Annotated in this window: 33 protein-coding genes; 32 read left to right on the forward strand and 1 reads right to left on the reverse strand. The window is 70.5% G+C overall.

Features of this window, described 5'->3' with window-relative positions; genetic code table 11:
• Positions 1-88: 88 nt before the first annotated feature.
• From fusA to QRT03_RS05800, 28 genes are all read left to right on the forward strand, one after another.
• Entirely contained in the window at positions 89-2191 is a 2103-nt protein-coding gene (gene fusA, locus QRT03_RS05665) for an elongation factor G (protein WP_286051527.1), read from the forward strand.
• Positions 2192-2383: 192 nt separating this feature from the next.
• Positions 2384-3577 carry an elongation factor Tu gene (gene tuf / locus QRT03_RS05670; RefSeq protein ID WP_286051528.1) on the forward strand — a complete coding sequence of 398 codons (1194 nt, stop codon included), beginning with the start codon at positions 2384-2386 and terminating at the stop codon, positions 3575-3577.
• 396 nt (positions 3578-3973) lie between these two features.
• Positions 3974-4279 carry a 30S ribosomal protein S10 gene (gene rpsJ, locus QRT03_RS05675; RefSeq protein WP_018177839.1) on the forward strand — a complete coding sequence of 102 codons (306 nt, stop codon included), beginning with the start codon at positions 3974-3976 and terminating at the stop codon, positions 4277-4279.
• 8 nt (positions 4280-4287) lie between these two features.
• Positions 4288-4968, forward strand: coding sequence for a 50S ribosomal protein L3 (rplC, locus tag QRT03_RS05680; protein WP_286051529.1), 681 nt, complete (start codon positions 4288-4290; stop codon positions 4966-4968).
• A gap of 212 nt (positions 4969-5180) precedes the next feature.
• Positions 5181-5828: a 50S ribosomal protein L4 gene (gene rplD / locus QRT03_RS05685; RefSeq protein ID WP_286052070.1), complete on the forward strand. Its 648-nt coding sequence runs from the start codon at positions 5181-5183 to the stop codon at positions 5826-5828.
• Positions 5825-6124 carry a 50S ribosomal protein L23 gene (gene rplW, locus QRT03_RS05690; protein WP_286051530.1) on the forward strand — a complete coding sequence of 100 codons (300 nt, stop codon included), beginning with the start codon at positions 5825-5827 and terminating at the stop codon, positions 6122-6124. The genes rplD and rplW overlap by 4 nt, the downstream gene beginning before the upstream one ends.
• 16 nt (positions 6125-6140) lie before the next feature.
• Positions 6141-6980: a 50S ribosomal protein L2 gene (gene rplB, locus QRT03_RS05695; protein ID WP_286051531.1), complete on the forward strand. Its 840-nt coding sequence runs from the start codon at positions 6141-6143 to the stop codon at positions 6978-6980.
• 18 nt (positions 6981-6998) lie between these two features.
• Positions 6999-7280 carry a 30S ribosomal protein S19 gene (gene rpsS / locus QRT03_RS05700; RefSeq protein ID WP_286051532.1) on the forward strand — a complete coding sequence of 94 codons (282 nt, stop codon included), beginning with the start codon at positions 6999-7001 and terminating at the stop codon, positions 7278-7280.
• 48 nt (positions 7281-7328) lie between these two features.
• Positions 7329-7742 (forward strand): 50S ribosomal protein L22, encoded by a 414-nt coding sequence (gene rplV, locus QRT03_RS05705; protein WP_286051533.1) that lies wholly within the window; start codon positions 7329-7331, stop codon positions 7740-7742.
• Positions 7742-8575: a 30S ribosomal protein S3 gene (gene rpsC, locus QRT03_RS05710; protein WP_286051534.1), complete on the forward strand. Its 834-nt coding sequence runs from the start codon at positions 7742-7744 to the stop codon at positions 8573-8575. The genes rplV and rpsC overlap by 1 nt, the downstream gene beginning before the upstream one ends.
• 3 nt (positions 8576-8578) lie before the next feature.
• Complete coding sequence (gene rplP / locus QRT03_RS05715) at positions 8579-8995, forward strand: 50S ribosomal protein L16 (protein ID WP_018330913.1); 417 nt, start codon at positions 8579-8581, stop codon at positions 8993-8995.
• The gene (gene rpmC / locus QRT03_RS05720; RefSeq protein WP_018330914.1) at positions 8995-9231 is read left to right on the forward strand and encodes a 50S ribosomal protein L29; all 237 of its coding nucleotides are present in this window, start codon (positions 8995-8997) and stop codon (positions 9229-9231) included. Before rplP ends, rpmC begins: the two co-directional genes overlap by 1 nt.
• Positions 9228-9566, forward strand: a complete 339-nt coding sequence (rpsQ, locus tag QRT03_RS05725; RefSeq protein ID WP_286051536.1) for a 30S ribosomal protein S17 — start codon at positions 9228-9230, stop codon at positions 9564-9566. The genes rpmC and rpsQ overlap by 4 nt, the downstream gene beginning before the upstream one ends.
• Before the next feature lie 64 nt (positions 9567-9630).
• Complete coding sequence (gene rplN / locus QRT03_RS05730; protein ID WP_018330916.1) at positions 9631-9999, forward strand: 50S ribosomal protein L14; 369 nt, start codon at positions 9631-9633, stop codon at positions 9997-9999.
• Between the two features lie 4 nt (positions 10000-10003).
• The gene (gene rplX, locus QRT03_RS05735) at positions 10004-10324 is read left to right on the forward strand and encodes a 50S ribosomal protein L24 (protein ID WP_018330917.1); all 321 of its coding nucleotides are present in this window, start codon (positions 10004-10006) and stop codon (positions 10322-10324) included.
• Entirely contained in the window at positions 10324-10884 is a 561-nt protein-coding gene (gene rplE / locus QRT03_RS05740; RefSeq protein WP_286051537.1) for a 50S ribosomal protein L5, read from the forward strand. The genes rplX and rplE overlap by 1 nt, the downstream gene beginning before the upstream one ends.
• A gap of 2 nt (positions 10885-10886) precedes the next feature.
• Entirely contained in the window at positions 10887-11072 is a 186-nt protein-coding gene (locus tag QRT03_RS05745) for a type Z 30S ribosomal protein S14 (protein ID WP_018330919.1), read from the forward strand.
• Entirely contained in the window at positions 11069-11311 is a 243-nt protein-coding gene (locus QRT03_RS05750; protein ID WP_286051538.1) for a hypothetical protein, read from the forward strand. The genes QRT03_RS05745 and QRT03_RS05750 overlap by 4 nt, the downstream gene beginning before the upstream one ends.
• Positions 11308-11706, forward strand: a complete 399-nt coding sequence (rpsH, locus tag QRT03_RS05755) for a 30S ribosomal protein S8 (protein ID WP_286051539.1) — start codon at positions 11308-11310, stop codon at positions 11704-11706. Before QRT03_RS05750 ends, rpsH begins: the two co-directional genes overlap by 4 nt.
• Positions 11707-11725: 19 nt before the next feature.
• The gene (rplF, locus tag QRT03_RS05760; RefSeq protein WP_286051540.1) at positions 11726-12262 is read left to right on the forward strand and encodes a 50S ribosomal protein L6; all 537 of its coding nucleotides are present in this window, start codon (positions 11726-11728) and stop codon (positions 12260-12262) included.
• A complete protein-coding gene (gene rplR, locus QRT03_RS05765; RefSeq protein ID WP_286051541.1) occupies positions 12262-12663 on the forward strand; it encodes a 50S ribosomal protein L18 in 402 nt (133 codons plus the stop codon). Before rplF ends, rplR begins: the two co-directional genes overlap by 1 nt.
• Positions 12664-12703: 40 nt before the next feature.
• Positions 12704-13300, forward strand: a complete 597-nt coding sequence (gene rpsE, locus QRT03_RS05770) for a 30S ribosomal protein S5 (RefSeq protein WP_286051542.1) — start codon at positions 12704-12706, stop codon at positions 13298-13300.
• A gap of 3 nt (positions 13301-13303) precedes the next feature.
• Positions 13304-13483, forward strand: coding sequence for a 50S ribosomal protein L30 (gene rpmD, locus QRT03_RS05775; protein ID WP_286051543.1), 180 nt, complete (start codon positions 13304-13306; stop codon positions 13481-13483).
• A 1-nt stretch (position 13484) separates the two neighbouring features.
• Positions 13485-13934, forward strand: a complete 450-nt coding sequence (gene rplO, locus QRT03_RS05780) for a 50S ribosomal protein L15 (protein ID WP_286051544.1) — start codon at positions 13485-13487, stop codon at positions 13932-13934.
• A 242-nt stretch (positions 13935-14176) separates the two neighbouring features.
• On the forward strand, positions 14177-15496 hold the full coding sequence (gene secY, locus QRT03_RS05785; protein WP_286051545.1) for a preprotein translocase subunit SecY: 1320 nt from the start codon (positions 14177-14179) through the stop codon (positions 15494-15496).
• Positions 15497-15635: 139 nt separating this feature from the next.
• On the forward strand, positions 15636-16193 hold the full coding sequence (locus QRT03_RS05790) for an adenylate kinase (protein ID WP_286051546.1): 558 nt from the start codon (positions 15636-15638) through the stop codon (positions 16191-16193).
• A 33-nt stretch (positions 16194-16226) separates the two neighbouring features.
• A complete protein-coding gene (gene map, locus QRT03_RS05795) occupies positions 16227-17069 on the forward strand; it encodes a type I methionyl aminopeptidase (RefSeq protein ID WP_286052071.1) in 843 nt (280 codons plus the stop codon).
• Between the two features lie 54 nt (positions 17070-17123).
• Positions 17124-17597, forward strand: coding sequence for a DUF1707 SHOCT-like domain-containing protein (locus QRT03_RS05800; protein WP_286051548.1), 474 nt, complete (start codon positions 17124-17126; stop codon positions 17595-17597).
• 23 nt (positions 17598-17620) lie between these two features.
• Here the strand turns inward: QRT03_RS05800 and QRT03_RS05805 are convergent, their stop codons facing one another.
• Positions 17621-18400, reverse strand: a complete 780-nt coding sequence (locus tag QRT03_RS05805) for a 3-hydroxyacyl-CoA dehydrogenase (RefSeq protein WP_286051549.1) — start codon at positions 18398-18400, stop codon at positions 17621-17623.
• A gap of 331 nt (positions 18401-18731) precedes the next feature.
• Here QRT03_RS05805 and infA point away from each other — a divergent pair, with 331 nt between their 5' ends.
• From infA to rpsK, 4 genes are all read left to right on the forward strand, one after another.
• Complete coding sequence (gene infA, locus QRT03_RS05810) at positions 18732-18953, forward strand: translation initiation factor IF-1 (RefSeq protein WP_018330933.1); 222 nt, start codon at positions 18732-18734, stop codon at positions 18951-18953.
• A 31-nt stretch (positions 18954-18984) separates the two neighbouring features.
• Positions 18985-19098 carry a 50S ribosomal protein L36 gene (gene rpmJ, locus QRT03_RS05815; protein ID WP_018330934.1) on the forward strand — a complete coding sequence of 38 codons (114 nt, stop codon included), beginning with the start codon at positions 18985-18987 and terminating at the stop codon, positions 19096-19098.
• Positions 19099-19260: 162 nt separating this feature from the next.
• Entirely contained in the window at positions 19261-19641 is a 381-nt protein-coding gene (rpsM, locus tag QRT03_RS05820) for a 30S ribosomal protein S13 (protein ID WP_286051550.1), read from the forward strand.
• Between the two features lie 33 nt (positions 19642-19674).
• Positions 19675-20085 carry a 30S ribosomal protein S11 gene (gene rpsK / locus QRT03_RS05825; RefSeq protein WP_286051551.1) on the forward strand — a complete coding sequence of 137 codons (411 nt, stop codon included), beginning with the start codon at positions 19675-19677 and terminating at the stop codon, positions 20083-20085.
• The last annotated feature ends 11 nt before the right edge of the window (positions 20086-20096 follow it).

Consider the following 20096-nt stretch of genomic DNA (forward strand, 5'->3'; position numbering starts at 1 on the left):
CCCGGTGCGAACCGCCGGGGGCACCCGCCGTCGCGAACCATCCCGCCGCGGGACCCGCGGCGACGACCCGACGGGAAGAGGAAATTCCGTGGCACGCGACGTGCTGACCGACCTGGGCAAGGTCCGCAACTTCGGGATCATGGCCCACATCGACGCGGGCAAGACCACCACGACCGAGCGCATCCTGTACTACACCGGCATCAACTACAAGATCGGTGAGGTCCACGACGGCGCGGCCACGATGGACTGGATGGAGGAGGAGCAGAAGCGCGGCATCACGATCACGTCCGCCGCGACGACGACCTTCTGGAAGGACCACCAGCTCAACATCATCGACACCCCCGGGCACGTCGACTTCACCATCGAGGTCGAGCGCAACCTGCGCGTCCTCGACGGTGCGGTGGCCGTGTTCGACGCCAAGGAGGGTGTCGAGCCGCAGTCGGAGACGGTCTGGCGGCAGGCCGACACCTACGACGTCCCGCGCATCTGTTTCGTCAACAAGATGGACAAGCTGGGCGCCGACTTCTACTTCACGGTGCAGACGATCAAGGACCGGCTGCACGCGAAGCCGCTGGTCCTGCAGCTGCCGATGGGTGTCGAGTCCGAGTTCTACGGCGTCATCGACCTGGTCCGCATGCGTGCGCTGACCTGGCGCGGTGAGGTGCAGAAGGGCGAGGACTACGCGATCGAGGAGATCCCGGCGGAGTACGCCGAACAGGCCGCCGAGTACCGCGAGGCGCTCATGGAGGCCATCGCCGAGAACGACGAGGCGCTCATGGAGCGCTACTTCGCCGGCGAGGAGATCTCGGTCGAGGAGATCGAGCACGGCATCCGAGCCGTGACGGTCACCAGCGAGTACAACCCGGTGCTGTGCGGGACCGCGTACAAGAACAAGGGCGTCCAGCCCATGCTCGACGCGGTCATCGCCTACCTGCCCGCCCCGGTCGACGTGAAGCCGGTCGAGGGGACGCTGCTCGACGGCGAGACCCCCGTGGTCCGTCGCGCCAGCACCGAGGAGCCCTTCGCCGCGCTGGCCTTCAAGATCATGAGCCACCCGTTCTACGGGAAGCTCACCTACATCCGCGTCTACTCGGGCAAGATCGCCTCGGGCGCGCAGATGATCAACTCGACCAAGGACCGGAAGGAGCGCATCGGGAAGGTCTTCCAGATGCACTCCAACAAGGAGAACCCGGTCGACGAGGCCATGGCGGGCCACATCTACGCGGTCGTCGGGCTGAAGGACACCACGACGGGTGACACCCTCTGCGACCCGCAGAACCCGGTCATCCTCGAGTCGATGGTGTTCCCGACGCCGGTCATCGAGGTCGCGATCGAGCCGAAGTCGAAGGCCGACCAGGAGAAGCTCTCCACCGCCATCCAGCGGCTCTCCGACGAGGACCCGACCTTCCAGGTCGCTCGCGACGAGGAGACCGGCCAGACCATCATCAAGGGGATGGGCGAGCTCCACCTCGAGGTGCTGGTCAACCGGATGAAGTCGGACTTCAAGGTCGAGGCCAACATCGGCAAGCCGCAGGTCGCCTACAAGGAGACCATCCGCCGGCCGGTGGAGAAGTTCGAGTACACGCACAAGAAGCAGACCGGCGGCTCCGGGCAGTTCGCGCGCGTCATCATCGCGCTCGAGCCGATGGAGAAGACCGAGGACGGCGCGCTCTACGAGTTCGTCAACAAGGTCACCGGTGGTCGCGTGCCGCGCGAGTACATCCCGTCGGTCGACGCCGGCGCCCAGGACGCCATGCAGTACGGCATCCTGGCCGGCTACCCGATGACGGGCCTGCGCCTGACGCTGCTCGACGGTCAGTACCACGAGGTCGACTCGTCGGAGATGGCGTTCAAGGTGGCCGGCTCGATGGCGCTCAAGGAGGCGGCCCGCAAGGCGGACCCCGCCATCCTCGAGCCTCTGATGGCCGTCGAGGTGTCGACGCCCGAGGACTACATGGGCGACGTCATCGGCGACCTGAACTCCCGCCGTGGCCAGATCCAGGCCATGGAGGAGCGCAGCGGCAACCGGATCGTCAAGGCGGTCGTGCCGCTCTCGGAGATGTTCGGCTACGTCGGCGACCTGCGGTCGAAGACCCAGGGTCGGGCGAACTACTCCATGCAGTTCGACTCCTACGGCGAGGTCCCGGCGAGCGTCGCCAAGGAGATCATCGCCAAGGTGACCGGCGAGTGAGCACCGCCGCGGCCCCGACTCCGGACCCCGGAGGACGGGCCGCGGTGAGGCGGGGGATCCGTCCCCGTTAGCCTCGTGAGGTCACCTCGGGTCCTCCACCCGGCGTCAGCCCACCCAGAGGACCGCACGACCGACGTACGACCGCCGATCCACGGCGACGACTGACCCAGAAAGTCCAGGAGGACGAGAGCAGTGGCGAAGGCCAAGTTCGAGCGGACCAAGCCGCACGTCAACATCGGCACCATCGGTCACATCGACCACGGCAAGACGACGCTGACCGCGGCCATCACCAAGGTCCTGCACGACAAGTACCCGGACCTCAACCAGGCGTCCGCGTTCGACATGATCGACAAGGCGCCGGAAGAGCGCCAGCGCGGCATCACGATCTCGATCGCGCACGTCGAGTACCAGACCGAGAACCGGCACTACGCGCACGTCGACTGCCCCGGGCACGCCGACTACGTGAAGAACATGATCACCGGTGCCGCCCAGATGGACGGCGCCATCCTGGTCGTGGCCGCCACCGACGGCCCGATGCCGCAGACGCGCGAGCACGTCCTGCTCGCCCGTCAGGTCGGCGTCCCCTACATCGTCGTCGCGCTGAACAAGGCCGACATGGTCGACGACGAGGAGATCATGGAGCTCGTCGAGATGGAGGTCCGCGAGCTGCTGTCCTCGCAGGACTTCCCCGGCGACGACCTTCCGGTCGTCCGGGTCTCGGCGCTCAAGGCCCTCGAGGGCGACGCCGAGTGGGCCGACGCGATCGTCAGCCTGATGGACGCCGTCGACGAGGCCATCCCCTCGCCGGAGCGCGACACCGAGAAGCCGTTCCTCATGCCCGTCGAGGACGTCTTCACGATCACCGGTCGCGGCACCGTCGTCACCGGCCGCGTCGAGCGCGGCATCGTCAAGGTGAACGAGGAGGTGGAGATCGTCGGCATCCGCGCGAAGTCGACCAAGACCACCGCCACCGGCATCGAGATGTTCCGCAAGCTGCTCGACGAGGGGCGCGCCGGCGACAACGTCGGCCTGCTCGTGCGCGGGATCAAGCGCGAGGACGTCGAGCGCGGCATGGTCATCTGCAAGCCGGGCTCGATCACCCCGCACACCGAGTTCGAGGGCCAGGTCTACATCCTGGGCAAGGACGAGGGCGGGCGGCACACGCCGTTCTTCAACAACTACCGCCCGCAGTTCTACTTCCGGACGACCGACGTCACCGGCGTCGTGACGCTGCCGGAGGGCACCGAGATGGTCATGCCCGGTGACAACACCGAGATGTCCGTCCAGCTGATCCAGCCCATCGCCATGGAGGAGGGCCTCCAGTTCGCCATCCGCGAGGGTGGTCGGACCGTGGGCGCCGGCCAGGTCACGAAGATCCTGAAGTAGTACCCCACCCCCGGTGTCCGCGCGCCCTCGGGCGCGTGCGACACTGGTCAGGTTGCTTGCCCGGGCGGTCGGCTCAGTCGGTATCGAGCCGACCGCCCCGGCGTGAGCGGGGTCCGTCCGCGGACCCGTGCAGGGCCGGTCCTCCCCGCGGGGCGGACCACCGTGCCGCCCACCCTCCCCGAGGGGACGCGGGACGGACACACCATGAACAGCGAGGGTCTGCAGCGCACAGCGAGGGCCTGAAGCCACGGATCGACGAGCGTCCGGGGCGCGCCAGCCGACGGGGTCGACACGCCCGACCGCGTGGACCGGAGAGGTCCACCGGTCGCTGCGCGGGCCAGAAGGATCGGCGCGGGGCGGCATCCGTCGAGGACGAGAAGAGGAACGGCAAGCCACATGGCGGGACAGAAGATCCGCATCAGGCTCAAGGCCTACGACCACGAGGCCATCGATGCGTCGGCTCGCAAGATCGTCGAGACCGTGACGCGCACCGGTGCCTCGGTCGTCGGCCCGGTGCCGCTGCCGACGGAGAAGAACGTCTACTGCGTCATCCGCTCGCCGCACAAGTACAAGGACTCGCGCGAGCACTTCGAGATGCGCACCCACAAGCGACTGATCGACATCGTCGACCCGACGCCCAAGACGGTGGACGCGCTCATGCGCATCGACCTGCCGGCGAGCGTCGACGTCAACATCCAGTGAGGTCCGGCATGTCTGCAGACCCTCTCCGCAGCCACGAGAGGCAGATGCGCGGCGTCCTCGGCACCAAGGTCGGCATGACCCAGGTGTTCGACGAGGCGAACCGCGTCGTCCCCGTCACCGTGGTCAAGGCGGGCCCCTGTGTCGTCACGCAGGTGCGGACCCCCTCGACCGACGGCTACAACGCGGTCCAGATCGCCTTCGGCGCCATCGACCCGCGCAAGGTGAACAAGCCGGAGACCGGCCACTTCGCCAAGGCCGGCGTCACCCCGCGCCGCCACCTCGTCGAGCTCCGCACCTCGGACGCCTCGACCTACGAAGTCGGCCAGGAGGTCACCGCCGAGGCGTTCGCCGCCGGCGCGGTCGTCGACGTCTCGGCGAACAGCAAGGGCAAGGGCACCGCCGGCGTCATGAAGCGCCACGGCTTCGGCGGCCTCGGCGCGAGCCACGGCACGCAGCGCAAGCACCGCTCGCCGGGCTCGATCGGTGGCTGCGCCACCCCCGCCCGCGTCTTCAAGGGCACGCGCATGGCCGGCCGCATGGGCAACGTCCGCACCACGACGCAGAACCTGACCGTGCACGGCGTGGACGCCGATGCCGGTCTGCTGCTGATCCGCGGCGCCGTCCCCGGCCCGCGCGGCGGCCTCGTCCTCGTCACCTCTGCTGCCAAGAAGGGCGGTGACCAGCAGTGAGCACGCCCGATGGCCACACCCCCGGCGTGACCGACACCGAGGGCCCCGACGCGGCGGAGACCGTCGACGCGGGCACGTCCTCGTCGACGGCGGCCGCGACCGCGACCCTGCGGGTCGCCCGTCGCCGCGGGTTCTCCGCCGGCGAGGCCCGCCGCACCGCGCGTCACGACGCGCAGACCACCGCGGCCACCGGACGGACCCGCACGGTCACGGTGCACACGCCCACCGGCGGCACCGACGGCACCGTCGAGCTCCCGGCCGCGCTCTTCGACGCGCCGGCCAACACCGCGCTCATGCACCAGGTGGTCACCGCGCAGCTCGCGGCCGCCCGCCAGGGCACGCACGACACCAAGACGCGCGGCGAGGTCCGCGGCGGCGGCAAGAAGCCGTACCGCCAGAAGGGCACCGGCCGCGCGCGCCAGGGTTCGACCCGCGCCCCGCAGTTCACCGGCGGTGGCACGGTCCACGGCCCGACGCCGCGGGACTACTCGCAGCGGACGCCGAAGAAGATGAAGGCGGCGGCCCTCCGTGGCGCGCTGTCCGACCGGGCCCGCCACGAGCGGATCCACGTCTTCTCCGCGCTCGTGGACGGCTCGACGCCGTCGACCAAGGGCGCCCGCGCGGCGCTCGAGGGCGTCATCACCCCGGACCGCGAGCACCGGAAGGTGCTGGCGGTCGTGTCCCGCGAGGACGAGGCCGCACGCCGCAGCGTCGCGAACCTGCCGGCGGTGCACCTGCTGACGCCGGACCAGCTGAACACCTACGACGTGCTCCGCGCGGACGACGTGGTCTTCACGTCGGCGGCGCTCGACGCGTTCGTCAGCACCCGCACCGCGGGTGCCGAGGAGGTCGACCAGTGATCGCGGACCCGCGCGACGTCATCCTCGCGCCGGTGATCTCGGAGAAGAGCTACGGCCTTCTCGAGGAGCGCCAGTACACGTTCCTGGTGCGCCCGGACGCGAACAAGACCCAGATCAAGATCGCCGTGCAGCAGATCTTCGACGTGACGGTGGCGAGCGTGAACACGCTCAACCGCGAGGGGAAGCGCAAGCGTTCCCGCCGCGGCGTCGGCAAGCGCAAGGACACCAAGCGCGCCGTGGTCACCGTGACGCCGGAGAGCCGGACGATCGACGTCTTCGGCGGGCCCGGGGCCTGAGGGAGCTAGTAGACCAATGGGAATCCGCAGGTACAAGCCGACGACCGCCGGGCGGCGTGGCGCGAGCGTCTCGGACTTCGCCGAGATCACGCGTGACCACCCGGAGAAGTCGCTGATCCGCCCGCTGCACAACAAGGGCGGCCGCAACGCCACGGGCCGGATCACGACCCGGCACCAGGGCGGTGGCCACAAGCGTGCCTACCGGCTGATCGACTTCCGCCGGAACGACAAGGACGGCGTGCCGGCCAAGGTCGCGCACATCGAGTACGACCCGAACCGCAGCGCGCGCATCGCCCTGCTGCACTACGCCGACGGCGAGAAGCGCTACATCGTCGCGCCGGAGCGGCTGCACCAGGGCGACGCGGTGGAGAGCGGCGCCCGCGCCGACATCAAGCCGGGCAACAACCTGCCGCTGCGCAACATCCCCACCGGCACCGTGATCCACGCGATCGAGCTCCGCCCCGGTGGCGGCGCCAAGATCGCGCGGTCGGCCGGCGCCCGGGTGCAGCTGGTGGCGAAGGACGGGCCGCACGCCCAGCTCCGGATGCCGTCCGGCGAGATCCGCAACGTCGACGTCCGCTGCCGCGCGACGATCGGCGAGGTCGGCAACGCCGAGCACTCGAACATCAACTGGGGCAAGGCGGGCCGCAACCGCTGGCGCGGCAAGCGCCCGACGGTCCGCGGTGTCGCGATGAACCCGGTCGACCACCCGCACGGTGGTGGTGAGGGCAAGACGTCCGGTGGCCGCCACCCGGTGAACCCGGCCGGCACCCCGGAGGGCCGCACCCGCGGCCGCAAGGAGAGCGACCGCATGATCGTGCGCCGCCGGCGTACCGGCAAGAACAAGAAGCGATAGAGCAGGAGGGAGACAGCGATGCCACGCAGTGTCAAGAAGGGGCCGTTCGTCGACGACCACCTGCTCAAGAAGGTCGACGCGCTGAACGACTCGAACCGCAAGTCGGTCATCAAGACCTGGTCGCGCCGTTCGACGATCATCCCCGACATGCTCGGCCACACGCTGGCCGTGCACGACGGGCGCAAGCACGTCCCGGTCTTCGTCTCGGAGGCCATGGTCGGGCACAAGCTCGGCGAGTTCGCCCCGACCCGCACGTTCCGCGGGCACGTCAAGGAGGACCGTCGGTCGCGTCGCCGCTAGGCGCGCACCGTCGGTCACGACCCGCGAAACCAGGAAGGTAGACGAACGATGTCTGCACCAGCCGACACCGGCCAGGCGCCCCGTGGCGCCGTGGCTCGGGCGCGCTTCGTGCGCATGTCGCCGATGAAGGTCCGCCGCGTCGTGGACCTGGTCCGGGGCATGCCCGTCGGCGAGGCCGCGTCGGTGCTGCGGTTCGCCGAGCAGGCCGCCGCGACGCCGGTGGCCAAGCTCGTCGCGAGCGCGGTGGCGAACGCCGAGAACAACTTCGACCTGGACCCCTCCACCCTCGTGATCTCGACGATCACGGTGGACGAGGGTCCGACCATGAAGCGGTTCCAGCCCCGTGCGCAGGGGCGTGCGTACCGCATCCGCAAGCGGACCAGCCACATCACCGTCGAGGTCACCTCCGTGACCAACGCGGACCGGGGCGGTCGCCGGCGCTCGAAGGGAAGGACCCGCTGATGGGTCAGAAGATCAACCCGCACGGGTTCCGTCTGGGCATCACCACGGACTGGAAGTCCCGGTGGTACGCCGACAAGCAGTACGCCGACTACGTGGCCGAGGACGTCAAGATCCGCCGCATGCTCTCCAAGGGCATGGAGCGGGCCGGCATCTCCAAGGTCGAGATCGAGCGCACCCGCGACCGGGTGCGCGTCGACATCCACACCGCCCGCCCGGGCATCGTCATCGGCCGCCGCGGCGCGGAGGCCGACCGGCTGCGCGGCAACCTCGAGAAGCTGACCGGCAAGCAGGTCCAGCTGAACATCCTCGAGGTCAAGGGCGCGGAGGCGGACGCACAGCTCGTCGCGCAGGGCGTGGCCGAGCAGCTGTCCAACCGCGTGTCCTTCCGCCGTGCGATGCGCAAGGCCATGCAGTCGGCCATGCGCTCGCCGGGCGTCAAGGGCATCCGGGTGCAGTGCTCCGGCCGTCTCGGCGGGGCCGAGATGTCGCGCTCGGAGTTCTACCGCGAGGGGCGCGTGCCGCTGCACACGCTGCGCGCGGAGATCGACTACGGCCTGTTCGAGGCCCGGACCAACTTCGGCCGCATCGGCGTGAAGGTCTGGATCTACAAGGGCGACGTCGTCGGTGGGAAGCGGGAGTCCGAGCGCCAGGCCGCGCTCGACGCCGCGACCCGGGAGCCGAGGCGCGGCCGGGGCGGCGGCAACGACCGTCCCCGTGGCCGTCGTTCCGGCGCCTCCGGCACGACCGGCTCGGGCACCGAGGCCGGGCGCGCCGCCGCCGAGCAGGCCGCCGGCGCCTCGAGCGCGCCGGCGTCGACCGGATCGGAGGCCTGAGCCATGCTGATGCCTCGCCGCGTCAAGTTCCGCAAGCAGCACCGTCCCGACCGCTCGGGTGCCGCCAAGGGCGGCACGCAGATGTCGTTCGGCGACTACGGGATCCAGGCGCTCGAGCACGGCTACGTCACGAACCGCCAGATCGAGTCGGCCCGTATCGCGATCACCCGCCACATCCGTCGTGGCGGCAAGGTCTGGATCAACATCTTCCCGGACCGCCCGCTCACCAAGAAGCCCGCCGAGACCCGCATGGGCTCCGGCAAGGGCTCGCCGGAGAAGTGGGTCGCGAACGTGAAGCCGGGCCGGGTCATGTTCGAGATGAGCTACCCCAACGAGGCCACCGCCCGTGAGGCACTGCGTCGCGCGCAGCACAAGCTGCCGATGCGCTGCCGCATCGTCACCCGTGAGGAGGCGTTCTGATGGCAGCGGGAACCCCCGCCAGCGAGCTGCGCGAGCTCTCCTCCGAGGACCTCGTCGCGCGTGCCCGTGAGGCGAAGGCCGAGCTGTTCAACCTCCGGTTCCAGATGGCGACCGGGCAGCTCGACAACAACCGCCGGCTGCGGACCGTCCGCCACGACATCGCGCGCATCTACACGGTGATGCGCGAGCGTGAGCTCGGTCTGTCCGCGGCTCCTGACGAGGAAGGGGCGGCATGACCAGCGCCGCTGACAGCGAGCAGGTGCGCAGCGAGGTCAAGGCCGACGCCCCTGCCGAGCAGAAGCCGGGCGAGCGGAACGACGACCGCGGCCTGCGCAAGACCCGCGAGGGCCTGGTCGTCTCGGACAAGATGTCCAAGACGATCGTCGTGAGCCTCGAGGACCGGGTGAAGCACCCGCGCTACTCGAAGGTCATCCGCCGGACCAAGAAGGTCAAGGCGCACGACGAGAACAACACCGCCGGCCCGGGCGACCGCGTGCTCCTCATGGAGACGCGCCCGCTCTCGGCCACCAAGCGGTGGCGGCTCGTCGAGATCCTCGAGAAGGCCAAGTAGCACCCCTTCGGGGCCACATCGAAACCATCCGACGCCCGGCGTCGGGAAGGTCAGGAGAGAAGCAGTGATCCAGCAGGAGTCGCGACTCCGGGTCGCCGACAACACGGGTGCCAGGGAGATCCTGTGCATCCGTGTGCTCGGTGGCTCGTCCCGCCGTTACGCGGGCATCGGCGACGTCATCGTGGCCACCGTCAAGGAGGCCATCCCGGCGTCCGGCGTGAAGCGCGGGGACGTCGTCAAGGCCGTCGTGGTGCGCACCGTCAAGGAGAAGCGCCGCCCGGACGGCTCGTACATCAAGTTCGACGAGAACGCCGCGGTGATCATCAAGAACGACCGCGAGCCGCGCGGGACCCGCATCTTCGGCCCGGTCGGCCGGGAGCTCCGCGACAAGCGGTTCATGCGGATCATCTCGCTCGCACCGGAGGTGCTGTAGCCAGATGAAGGTCAAGAAGGGCGACACGGTCCTCGTCATCGCCGGCAAGGACAAGGGCGCGAAGGGCAAGGTCATCCAGGCCTACCCCGACCGCGACAAGGTCCTCGTCGAGGGCGTCGGCCGCGTCAAGAAGCACACCGCCCAGTCCGCGAACCAGCGGGGCGCGCAGTCCGGCGGGATCGTCACGCAGGAGGCGGCCATCCACGTCTCGAACGTGATGGTCGTCGACTCCGACGGCAAGCCGACCCGCGTCGGCTACCGCGACGGCGGCGAGGGCGAGCAGAAGCGCGTGCGCGTCTCGCGGCGCAACGGGAAGGACATCTGATGACGAGCACCGAGACTCGTCCCCGTCTGCAGCAGCGGTACCGGGACGCGATCCGTCAGGAGCTCACGGACCAGTTCCACTACGCCAACCCGATGCTGGTCCCCGGTGTCGTCAAGGTCGTCGTGAACATGGGCGTCGGCGAGGCCGCGCGCGACTCCAAGCTCATGGAGGGCGCGGTCCGCGACCTCACGCTGATCGCCGGCCAGAAGCCGGAGATCCGCCGGGCGCGCAAGTCGATCGCGCAGTTCAAGCTGCGCGAGGGCATGCCGATCGGGGCGCGCACGACGCTGCGCGGTGCCCGGATGTGGGAGTTCCTGGACCGCCTGGTCTCGATCAGCCTCCCGCGCATCCGCGACTTCCGCGGCCTCTCGCCGAAGCAGTTCGACGGGTCGGGCAACTACACCTTCGGTCTCGCGGACCAGACGATGTTCCACGAGATCGACCAGGACTCGATCGACCGGCCGCGGGGGATGGACATCACCGTGGTCACCTCCGCGACCACCGACGAGGAAGGCCGGGCCCTGCTGCGCGCCCTCGGCTTCCCGTTCAGGGAGAACTGAGCATGGCGAAGAAGGCACTGGTCAACAAGGCCGCCGCGACCCCGAAGTTCAAGGTCCGCGGCTACACCCGCTGCAACCGCTGCGGGCGCGCGCGTGCGGTGCTCCGCAAGTTCGGGCTCTGCCGCGTCTGCCTGCGCGAGATGGCGCACCGGGGCGAGCTCCCGGGCGTCAGCAAGTCCTCGTGGTGAGCACGCCCGACACGGCCGAGACCGTGACCGAGGAGGAGCTGCCGGGCCGCCCGATCGACCCGCAGCTGCTCGAGCTCATCCAGCGCGTGGCGCACCGGGAGCACCTGCTCCCGGAGGGCCACGCGCACCCCCGTTCGAACAACTTGACCCGCCCCGGACGCCGCAGGCCCGCCACGGGGTCGTCCGCACGCCGGACGACCCGGGGTACCACGGCGAGGAAGGTGACCTGGTCGCGATGACGATGACCGACCCCATCGCGGACATGCTCACGCGTATTCGGAACGCCAACTCGGCGTTCCACGAGAACGTGACCATGCCGCACAGCAAGCTGAAGGCCCACGTGGCGCAGGTCCTGCTCGAGCAGGGCTACATCGCCGGGTACCGCAGCGAGGACGCGACCGTGGGCAAGAGCCTGGTCGTGGACCTGAAGTACGGACCGAACCGCGAGCGCAGCATCGCCGGCATCAAGCGCATCTCGAAGCCGGGCCTGCGGGTCTACGCGAAGTCCACCGAGCTCCCCCGGGTGCTCGGCGGTCTCGGCGTCGCGATCATCTCGACGTCCTCGGGTCTGCTGACCGACCGGCAGGCCTACCAGCGACGGATGGGCGGGGAAGTCCTCGCCTTCGTCTGGTAGCGGAGAGGGGAACCGAACCATGTCACGCATCGGCAAGGCCCCGATCACCGTGCCGTCCGGCGTGGACGTCACCGTCGAGGGCCAGAACGTCACCGTGAAGGGGCCCAAGGGCACCCTCACACACACCGTCGACCGTCCGATCGAGGTCGGCCTGGAGGACGGTGTCCTCTCGGTCACCCGGCCGAACGACGAGCGCGAGAACCGGTCGTTGCACGGGCTCTCCCGCTCGCTGCTGAACAACCTCGTCCTCGGGGTCACGCAGGGCTTCGAGCGGAAGCTCGAGATCCACGGCGTCGGCTACCGCGTGCAGCTCAAGGGCTCCACCCTCGAGTTCGCCCTCGGCTACAGCCACCCCGTGCGGATCGAGGCGCCCGAGGGCATCACGTTCGCGGTGGAGAACCCGACCCGCTTCTCGGTGCAGGGCATCGACAAGCAGGCCGTCGGGCAGATCGCCGCCAACATCCGCCGCCTGCGCAAGCCCGACCCCTACAAGGGCAAGGGCGTGCGGTACGCCGGCGAGCAGATCCGCCGCAAGGTCGGGAAGACGGGTAAGTGATGGCTGAGACGACCGAGAAGAAGCGCACCCAGGTCGGGAAGAACGTCTCCGAGACCCGGCGCACGGGCCGGATCCGTCGGCACAGCCGCCTCCGCAAGAAGGTGGAGGGCACGCCGACCCGTCCGCGCCTGGTCGTGACCCGTTCCTCGCGGCACATCACCGCGCAGGTGGTCGACGACCTCGCCGGCCACACCCTCGCGCACGCCTCCAGCATGGAGGCCGACGTGCGGGGCCTGGAGGGCGACAAGAAGGCGCAGGCCGCCAAGGTCGGCGAGCTCGTCGCCTCCCGTTCGAAGAGCGCCGGCATCGAGGCGGTCGTGTTCGACCGCGGCGGTCGCCGGTACCACGGCCGCATCGCGCAGCTCGCCGATGCGGCCCGCGAGGGGGGCCTGACCTTCTGATGGCCCCCTCGATCACGTACACGCAAGGGAAGGACGCCTGATGCCGGGCACTCAGCGCCGCGAGGGCGGCGGCCAGGGCGGGCGCGACCGCCAGGGCGGCGGCCGCGGCGGCGCCCAGGACAGGACGCCGCACCTCGAGCGCGTCGTCGCCATCAACCGCGTGGCCAAGGTCGTCAAGGGCGGCCGCCGCTTCAGCTTCACCGCGCTCGTCATCGTCGGCAACGGCGACGGCGAGGTCGGGGTGGGCTACGGCAAGGCCAAGGAGGTGCCGGCCGCGATCGCCAAGGGCGTGGAGGAGGCGAAGAAGAACTTCTTCCGCGTCCCGCGGATCGGCGGCACCATCACGCACCCCGTGCAGGGTGAGGACGCCGCCGGCGTCGTCCTCCTGCGCCCCGCGAGCCCCGGTACCGGTGTCATCGCCGGTGGCCCGGTGCGCGCGGTCCTGGAGTGCGCGGGGATCCAGGACATCCTGTCCAAGTCCCTGGGCAGCCAGAACGCCATCAACATCGTGCACGCCACGGTGGCCGCCCTGAAGGCGCTGCAGGTCCCCGAGGCCGTCGCGGCCCGCCGGGGTCTGCCGCTCGACGAGGTCGCGCCGGCGCGGATGCTGCGCCAGCGCGCCGGTCAGGGGGTCTGACCCATGGCCGACCTCAAGGTCACGCAGATCAGGTCCCAGATCGGGGGCAAGCGCAACCAGCGCGAGACCCTGCGGACGCTGGGCCTGCGCCGGATCGGCGCCACGGTCACGCGGCCGGACACCCCGCAGAACCGCGGGCTCGTCCACACCGTGCGGCACCTCGTCACCGTCGAGGAGGTCTGAGATGACCGAACCGCTGAAGCTCCACCACCTCCGTCCGGCCCCCGGGTCGAAGACGGAGAAGACCCGCGTCGGTCGCGGTGAGGCGTCCAAGGGCAAGACCGCCGGCCGCGGCACGAAGGGCACGGGCGCCCGCAAGAACGTGCCCGCGCGCTTCGAGGGCGGCCAGATGCCGCTGCAGATGCGCCTGCCGAAGCTCAAGGGCTTCCGCAACCGCAACAAGGTCGTCGCGCAGGTCGTCAACATCGGCGACCTCGCCCGGCTCTTCCCGGACGGCGGCGAGGTCGGCCCGGCCGAGCTCGTGGCCGCCGGTGCCGTCCGCGCGGGGCACCCGGTCAAGGTGCTCGGCGAGGGCGAGCTGGGCTCGGTGACGCTGCAGGTGAGCGCGCACGCGTTCTCCGGCTCGGCCTCCGAGAAGATCAGCGCGGCGGGTGGGACGACCACGGTCGTCTGACCCCCGCACTCCGCGCCACGGGCCCGGAGGAGCCTCACGGCTCCTCCGGGCCCGTCCGCGTCCGGGGGCCCTCCCCGGCGGCACCGGGGGCGCACAGGCCTGCTGTTACTCTCGCCTGCAGGCCGTTCCGCGTCACACACGGACCGCCCCGTGTCCGACGGGGCGTCGGCCGTTCCCGGGTCGGTGCGCCGCACGGCGGGGCAGGAATTCGGCCAGGAATCGACGACCAGCTGGAGGTCCGAGTGCTCGGCCCCGTGCGGTCCGCGCTGGCGACGCCGGACCTGCGCAAGAAGATCCTGTTCACGCTCGGCATCGTCGCGGTGTACCGGCTGGGTGCCACCCTGCCCGCCCCCGGCGTCTCGTACACGAACGTGCAGGCCTGTCTGCGGCAGGTCGAGGGCGGCGACGCGGCGAGCGTCTACTCGCTGATCAACCTGTTCTCCGGCGGCGCGCTGCTCCAGTTGTCGATCTTCGCGCTCGGCATCATGCCGTACATCACGGCGAGCATCATCGTCCAGCTGCTCACCGTGGTCATCCCGCGGTTCGAGCAGCTGAAGAAGGAGGGGCAGTCCGGTCAGGGCACCCTCACGCAGTACACCCGGTACCTGACGATCGCCCTGGCGATCCTGCAGTCCACCGGGATCGTGGCGCTGGCCGACCGGGGGCAGCTGTTCGCCAACTGCGACCCGACGCAGTACCCGATCCTGCCGGACGCCGGCATCTTCGACCTCGCGGTCATCGTGCTCGTCATGACGGCCGGGACCGCGGTCATCATGTGGTTCGGCGAGCTGGTCACCGAGCGCGGCGTCGGCAACGGCATGTCGCTGCTGATCTTCTGCTCGATCGCGGCCCGCATCCCCGCCGAGGGGCAGCAGATCCTGTCGAGCTCCGGCGCGCTGGTGTTCACCGTGGTCTGCGTCTTCGGGCTCGCGATCATCGCGAGCGTCGTCTTCGTCGAGCAGGGCCAGCGGCGCATCCCCGTGCAGTACGCCAAGCGCATGGTCGGGCGGCGGATGTACGGCGGCACGTCGACCTACCTGCCGCTCAAGGTGAACCAGGCCGGCGTCATCCCGGTGATCTTCGGGTCGTCGCTGCTCTATCTGCCCGACCTGCTCTCGCGGCTCGTCGGCAACTCGACCTCGGGCTTCGCGGTGTTCGTGCAGAACTACCTCGCGAACCAGTCGAACCCGGTCCACATCCTGCTGTACTTCGCGCTGATCATCTTCTTCACGTACTTCTACGTCGCGATCACGTTCAACCCCGAGGAACGCGCGGACGAGATGAAGAAGTTCGGCGGGTTCATCCCCGGCATCCGTCCCGGGCGGCCCACCGCGGAGTACCTGCAGTACGTCCTGTCGCGGATCACGTTGCCGGGATCGATCTACCTCGGCATCATCGCTGTCCTCCCGAACTTCTTCCTGGGCATCACCGGTCAGGGGCAGAACCAGAACTTCCCGTTCGGCGGGACGGCGGTCCTGATCATGGTCGGCGTGGGCCTGGACACCGTGAAGCAGATCGAGAGCCAGCTGATGCAGCGCAACTACGAGGGCTTCCTGCGCTGACCGTCGTCGGATCACGACACGGAGCGGACCCCGGAGGACGAGGGGGGCGCTCCCGCCCCGTCGACGGGGGGCGCGGGCGGTGGCGTCCGGGCAGGATGGGCGGGTGGCCGACGAGGGTCGCCGCAGGAGAGGAGTGGACATGAGGATCGTTCTGGTGGGACCGCCGGGGGCCGGCAAGGGCACGCAGGCGGCGCGGCTGTCGGAGCGGCTGGACGCTCCGCACATCTCCACCGGCGACCTCTTCCGCGAGAACATGCGCAACGAGACCGAACTCGGGAAGGAAGCCCAGCGCTACGTCGACGCGGGCGACCTGGTGCCCGACGAGGTCACCGTCGGGATGGTCAAGGACCGGCTGGCGCAGCCGGACGCGGCGCAGGGCTTCCTGCTCGACGGCTTCCCCCGCAACACCTCGCAGGCCGACGAGCTCAACAAGGTCCTCGCCGACCTCGACCAGCGCCTGGACGCGGTCCTGCTCTTCGAGGTCGACGACGAGGAGCTGATCTCCCGGCTCACCGCCCGTGGGCGCTCGGACGACACCGAGGAGGTCATCCGCAACCGCCAGCAGGTGTACCGGCGCGAGACCGCCCCGCTGATCGAGTACTACAGCGACCTCCTGGTGAAGGTCGACGCCATGGGCACCATGGACGAGGTCACCGACCGGGCCATGGACGCGCTGGCCGACGAGCCGGAGGACTGAGCCGCGGTGGGCGCCGGTGGACGCCTCGCCGAGGTGACCGCCGGGCTCGGCCGGGTCGCCGGGCGCCTCTCCGGCGGCCGGCTGGGCTCGGAGATCCAGGTGAAGACGCGCGGCGAGGTCGAGGCGATGCGGGCGGCCGGCCTGGTCGTCGCGGCCGCCCTCGAGCGGGTCACCGCGGCCGCGGCGGTCGGGGTGAGCACGAAGGACCTCGACGAGATCGCGGAGACCACGATCCGCGAGGCCGGGGCGGTGCCCTCCTTCCTGGGCTACCACGGCTTCCCGGGGAGCATCTGCGCCTCGCTCAACGCCGAGGTCGTCCACGGGATCCCGGCGGCGACGACGCTGCTCGCGGACGGTGACCTGCTCTCGGTCGACTGCGGCGCGATCCTGGACGGCTGGCACGGCGACGCCGCCGTGACCCTGCACGTCGGCACCCCACGTCCGGAGGACGCGGCGCTGTCGGCGGCCTGCCGCGCGTCGATGTGGGCCGGGATCGCCGAGGTGCGGCCCGGCAACCGGCTCGGCGACGTCTCGCACGCCGTCGAGAGCGCCGTCGACCGCGCGGACGGCTCCTTCGGGATCGTCGCCGACTACGGCGGGCACGGCATCGGGACCGAGATGCACATGGAGCCGTTCCTGCCGAACGTCGGGCGGGCGGGCACCGGTCTGCGGCTGCGCGAGGGGATGGTCCTCGCGGTGGAGCCGATGCTGACCGCGGGCGATCCGGAGACCGACGAGCTCGACGACGAGTGGACGGTCGTGACCGTCGACGGCGGGCGGGCGGCGCACTGGGAGCACACCGTGGCCGTCACCGACCACGGCCCGTGGGTCCTCACCGCCCCGGCGTCCGACCCGTCCGCAGAATCGGATAGCTGAACTCTCCGCTATCCGCTAACCTGGTCCGGATCGACGCGGACCGGGGAGTGCGTGATGACGGAGCAGGGTGCGGTACGGGTGTCGGACCTCGAGCGGGAGCGGGTCGCCGAGCGGCTGGCCGCGGCCCACGGTGAGGGGCGGTTGACGCTCGCGGAGTACGACGAGCGGGTCCGGACGGCGCACGGCGCCGTGGTGCGCGACGACCTCGCGCCGTTGCTGGCGGACCTGCCGGCGGTGCCGGGTCCGCCCGGTGACGCGGGCTCCCGGCCCGCGCCGCCCCGCCGTCGGGAACCGTTCGGGGTGCCGTTCGGGGTCCCGCCGGGGATGCCGTCCGCCGCCTGCGGCGGTGGCCGCGGCGCCGTCGCGGTCTGGGCGGTGGTCAGCGTGGTCAACGTGGTGATCTGGCTGGCGGTGTCGGTCGGGACGGCCGCGCTCGTGTACCCGTGGTGGATCTGGGTGGCCGGACCCTGGGGCCTCGCCCTCGCCCTCGGCGGCCTGGGGCGGGCGGCGGTCCGCCCCCGCGTCTGACGGGGGCGGGACCGCGCCGGGGCCTACTTCGGGGCCATCCGGATCGCCCCGTCGAGGCGGATCGTCTCGCCGTTGAGCATCGGGTTGGCGACGATGTGCGCGGCGAGCGCCGCGTACTCGCTCGGCTCGCCGAGCCGCGAGGGGTGCGGGACCTGCGCGCCGAGGGAGTCGATGTGCTCCTGGGGCAGCGTCGCGAACAGCGGGGTGTGGAACAGGCCGGGCGCGATCGTGCACACCCGGATGCCGAGCGAGGCCAGGTCGCGGGCGATCGGCAGCGTCATCCCGACGATGCCGCCCTTGGACGCGGAGTAGGCGGCCTGCCCGATCTGGCCGTCGAAGGCGGCGACCGAGGCGGTGTTGACGATGACTCCGCGGTCGCCGGTGTCCACGTCCGGGTCGGACAAGGCGTCGTTCTCGCTCATCGCCTGCGCGGCGAGGCGGATGACGTTGAAGGTGCCGACCAGGTTGACGTTCAGCACCCGCGTGAAGTCCTCGAGCGGGAACGGTCCCTTGCGCCCCGCCGTGCGGTGCGCGCTGCCGATGCCCGCGCAGTTGATCGCCACGCGCAGCGTACCCAGGCCGGTGGCGGCGTCGACCGCGGCCGACACCTGCTCGGGATCGGTCACGTCGGCGGGGGAGAACACCGCCCGCTCGCCCAGCTCCTGCGCCACGTCGGCGCCCGCCGAGGACGGCAGGTCCACGATCACCACCGACGCGCCCTCGGCGTGCAGCTTCTCCACCGTCGCCCGGCCCAGTCCGGACGCTCCTCCGGTCACCAGCGCGACGACACCGTCGACGTCCACGTGCTCCTCCTCGATCGTGGGGTTCCGGGGTCATGCTGTCCGCTCGGGCAGAAACGGTCAATGCTGACGGTTGATCGAGGGGAAGGACCCCGTGACCAGGTGCACGACACGCCCCGCGTACAGTGGAGGGCTGGTGCGCGTGTCGTGCCGTGTCCGCGCGCAGGCCCGTCCGGGGTCGGTGCGGTCCGGCGCGTCGTCGGCACCCGAACCGCCGCGCACCCGCGGGGCGGGGGAGGCGGGACGACCGTGGTCGTCAGGCTGTCGTCGTGGTGAGTGTGTCCTCTCCCGGAGGGCGCGGGATCCGCGGCGGCGCGAGAGAAGTGCGGAGGACATGGCGAAGAAGGACGGCGCCATCGAGGTCGAGGGCCGGGTCGTCGAGCCCCTGCCCAACGCGATGTTCCGGGTCGAGCTCGAGAACGGGCACAAGGTCCTGGCACACATCAGCGGCAAGATGCGGCAGCACTACATCCGAATCCTCCCCGAGGACAAGGTCGTGGTCGAGCTCTCGCCGTACGACCTGTCGCGCGGCCGCATCGTCTACCGCTACAAGTGAACCGAGCAGAGCAGGCAGCGAGGACGAGATCGTGAAGGTCCAGCCGAGCGTCAAGCGTATCTGCGCCAAGTGCCAGGTGGTCCGCCGTCACGGGCGGGTCATGGTCATCTGCGACAACCTGCGGCACAAGCAGCGCCAGGGCTGACGCCCACCGTCCGGGCCCGCCCGGACGACGAGAACACCCCCGTACCTACGTCGGCACAGTCCCGGCGGAACCACCCCCGGCGGGAGGCCGGGGCCCGATGACGACGTCACCGGGACGGGCGGGGTCCGACACCTCCCATCGACACGAGGAGTACGTCGCCACATGGCACGCATTTCCGGCGTCGACCTCCCCCGCGAGAAGCGGATGGAGATCGCGCTGACCTACATCTTCGGGATCGGCCGCAGCCAGTCCCGGACGATCCTCGCGGAGACCGGGATCGACCCCGACCTCCGCAGCAAGGACCTGTCGGATCAGGACGCCGCGGCGATCCGCGCGTTCATCGAGCAGAACCTCCGGGTCGAGGGTGACCTGCGTCGCGAGGTCCAGGCGGACATCCGGCGCAAGGTCGAGATCGGCAGCTACCAGGGCCTGCGTCACCGGCGCAACCTCCCGGTCCACGGCCAGCGGACGAAGACCAACGCCCGCTCGCGCAAGGGCCCGAAGAAGACCGTCGCCGGCAAGAAGAAGGCCACCCGCAAGTAAGCGGGGCCCGATCACCTCACCAGGAGTTTCCGTATGCCACCCAGGACTCGTACCGGCGCCGCAGGCGCCAAGAAGGTGCGCCGCCGGGAGAAGAAGAACATCTCCCAGGGCCAGGCGCACATCAAGAGCACCTTCAACAACACGATCGTCTCGATCACCGACCCGTCGGGCGCGGTGATCAGCTGGGCCTCCGCCGGCCACGTCGGCTTCAAGGGCTCGCGCAAGTCCACGCCGTTCGCCGCCCAGATGGCCGCCGAGAACGCGGCCCGCAAGGCGGCCGAGCACGGCATGAAGAAGGTCGACGTCTTCGTGAAGGGCCCGGGTTCGGGCCGCGAGACGGCGATCCGCTCGCTGCAGGCCGCGGGCCTCGAGGTCGGGACCATCTCCGACGTCACCCCGCAGCCCCACAACGGTTGCCGCCCGCCCAAGCGGCGCCGGGTCTGAGGTAGGGGAGG

This window comes from Actinomycetospora termitidis, assembly GCF_030286555.1.
GTDB classification, from domain to species: Bacteria; Actinomycetota; Actinomycetes; order Mycobacteriales; family Pseudonocardiaceae; genus Actinomycetospora; species Actinomycetospora termitidis.